Raw genomic sequence first — 2,963 nt, 5'->3', positions numbered from 1 at the left:
GCACTGTCGCGACCACGGCCGCCGCAACCTGCTCGGCCAGCTCGTCCGCCACGATCACGGCACACGTCCCACCGGCCCGTCGTCCCCCGGCTGCCGCCCAGGCAGCCGCAGCGGCGGGCAACCGCTCGGCAGGGTGCTCCTGCCGCCACGGAGGGTTGCCGGAGCTGCGGATCGACCGTGGCGCCAGGGCCTCGTGACCCGCGGCCGCGAGTACGCCGACGGCGACGTCCATGGTCTCCCGCGGCGTCCGGTAGTTCACCGAGAGCCGAGCCTCCCGCCAGCGGCTGCCGAAGTGTGGCGTCAGCGCTTCCTCCCACGTGGCCGGTGCGCCAGGAGCGTGGGCCTGCGCGAGGTCCCCGACGAGGGTGAACGAGCGGGTCGGGCAGCGCCGCAGCAGGAGCCGCCAGGCCATGGGCGACAGCTCCTGCGCCTCGTCGACGACGACGTGGCCGTACGCCCACGTGCGGTCCGCCGCCGCGCGCTCGGCCAGCGTCCGCAGGTCCTGCTCCGCGTGGCGCTCGGCGAGCTGCTCCGCGTCCGCCGGGCTCAACAGCACCGTGTCGTCGTCCAGCGGGCCGGAGCCGGCGATCTGCAGCACCCCCCTGGCGTACGCCACCTCGCGCTCGCGGTTCCGGTCGGCGAGCGCCTGCCTCGCCTGCGTGTCCTCCCCGAGCAGCTCGGCCGCCTCGTCGAGCAACGGCACGTCCGCCGCCGTCCAGCGGCTTCCCGGCGGCCGGGCGAGCAGCTCGCGGTCACGCGCACGCAGCGACCCGGCCGCCGCGGCGAGCCGGCCCGCGTCGGCGAAGAGGTCCTCGAGCAGCTGCTGAGGCGTGAGCACCGGCCAGAGCCGGTGGATCGCCGCCCGCACCTGCGGGGCGGCGGCCAGCTCGCGGGTCAGTTGGACGAGCTCGTCGCGGCTCGGTCGCTCCGTCGCGTGCTCCTCGACGTCGGGAAGCGCGGGCAGGCGCGCGAGGTCGGCGGCGACGAGCCGGTCGATGGCGGCCAACTCCGCTTCCAGGCCGGCTTCGACGGCCTCGAGCCGGCTGCGTCTCGCCTGGGCCGACTGGCGGGCCAGCTCGGCGAGGACGTGCCGGCGGAAGACGCGACGCGCCTCGTTGTGCGGCACGCCGGTGCCGCGTGCCGCCGCGACGGCATCGGCGAGGAAGCGTGCTGACAGAGTGAGCTCGTCTCCCTCGTGCTCGATACGCACCGTGTGCCCGGCGCCCTCGTGGCCGCGCACGGCCGCAGCCACGACGTCGGCCATCGCCGGCCGGCCTTTGACCTCCGCCACCGACGGGTGCTCGTCGACCGCACTGACGCCCGGAAAGAGGCTCGCCACGGTGGCCAGCACCGCGTTGGACTCACCGAGCCCGGGCAGGACGTCGCTCACGTAGGCCAGGAACGCGGGGCTCGGGCCCACGACGAGCACCCCGCGGTGGGCGAGCTCAGGCCGCGTGTAGAGCAGGTACGCCGCCCGATGCAGGGCGACCGCTGTCTTGCCCGTCCCCGGACCGCCCTGGACGACGAGGGCCCCGCTGTGCTCGGACCGGACGGCCTCGTCCTGCTCACGCTGCATCGTGGCGACGATGTCGCGCATCCGCCCCGTCCGGGTGCTCGTGACCGCGGCGAGCAGCGCCGCCTCCCCCACGAGCTCGTCGCCCGTCCCAGCGGCGCGGTCCACGTCGAGCAGCTCGTCGTTGACGTGCGTGACGCGCCGCCCGCGGGTGGTGATCGAGCGCCGGCGCACGAGCCCCTCCGGCGACGCCGGCGTGGCGACGTAGAAGGGCCGGGCCGCGGGAGCACGCCAGTCGAGCAGCAGTGGCTCCTCGGCACGGCCGTCGCGCAGCCCGACGCGCCCGATGTAGTGCCGGCGGCCGTCGGCGGTGTCGATGCGGCCGAAGCAGAGCCCTTCCTCGGCCGCGGCCAGGGCGGCCCGGCGGGTGCGCGCCGCCGTGACGGCAGCGTCGCGCTCCAGCAGCTCGCGCCCGCTCTGCGCGGGGACGGCCGCCGCCCGCGCGGCCTGCTCCTCGGCGCCGGCACGATCGACGTCCAACTGCGCGTACAACCGGTCCACGTAGGCCTGCTCCGCCGCGAGCTCGTCCTCGCGCAAAACGCGCCCTCCCGCATCGGCATTTCCAAGGAGGACGCAGTCTGCCGCATTTTCTTGAATTCCGGCAAACAATTTGGAAATGTCGGCGACGCCCGGGTAGAATTGTGCGCAGCAGGCGCCCTCAGCGCTGCTCGGCCGGGCACCACCACGTAGTCCGCCCACCGACGGTCGCGCAGGCCATCTCCGCGCCGCAGCGCGGGCAGTGCTGACCCGCCTTGCGGTACGCCACGACCGACCCGGTGTGCACGCCACCGTTCGCGATCGCGTCGCCGATCGCCGCTCCCAGCTCGTCGTGCAGCCGGTCGAGCTCGGCCTTGGTCAGCTCGCCGGCGGGGCGGCGCGGGCTGAGCCGGCTCTGCCACAGCGCCTGGTCCGCGAGCAGGTTGCCGACGCCCGCGAGGACCGACTGGTCGAGCAGCCGGGCCTTGAGCGGGGCGGTGCCCCTGCCGACACGGGCGCGGAAGTCGGCCCGGGTGACGGCCTGCGCGTCGGGGCCGAGCGCGGACAGGTCAGGGTCGAGGCGTACGCGGCCCAGCCGCCGCTTGTCGAGCAGCCGCAGCGCCCCGCCGTCGGCGAAGGCGAGCGTGAAGCGGAACCACACGTCGAGGTCCGGCCGGCCGGTCGGCGGCCCGGCGTAGTCGCCGCCCTCGACGACCTCCCCAGGTCCTTTCGCGGACGTCGGTGCGCTGATGAGGATGCGCCCGCTCATGCCCAGGTGGATGCCGAGGTCGGGGCCGCCGTCGGAGGTCTCGCACCACATCGACTTGCCGCGCCGGTGCGCGGCGGTGAGAGTGCGGCCCAGCAGCGCGGCGCGGATCTCCCCGGGCAGGTGCGGCCGACACTCGTACGTGTC

2 protein-coding genes are annotated in these 2,963 nt (G+C 75.3%); both read right to left on the bottom strand.

Going from position 1 to position 2,963, the window contains the following annotated elements:
- On the bottom strand, positions 1-2,110 hold a 2,110-nt coding region (locus G9H71_RS21920; RefSeq protein ID WP_166284888.1), incomplete at its 3' end, for a HelD family protein.
- 121 nt (positions 2,111-2,231) lie between these two features.
- A partial coding sequence (locus G9H71_RS21915; RefSeq protein ID WP_166284887.1) for an Fpg/Nei family DNA glycosylase occupies positions 2,232-2,963 on the bottom strand: 732 nt, incomplete at its 5' end.

The sequence above is a fragment of the Motilibacter deserti genome (assembly GCF_011250635.1).
Taxonomy (GTDB): Bacteria; Actinomycetota; Actinomycetes; order Motilibacterales; family Motilibacteraceae; genus Motilibacter_A; species Motilibacter_A deserti.
The sequence above is the reverse complement of the archived record's forward strand: the minus strand, read 5'-3'. Positions and strand labels throughout refer to the sequence as shown.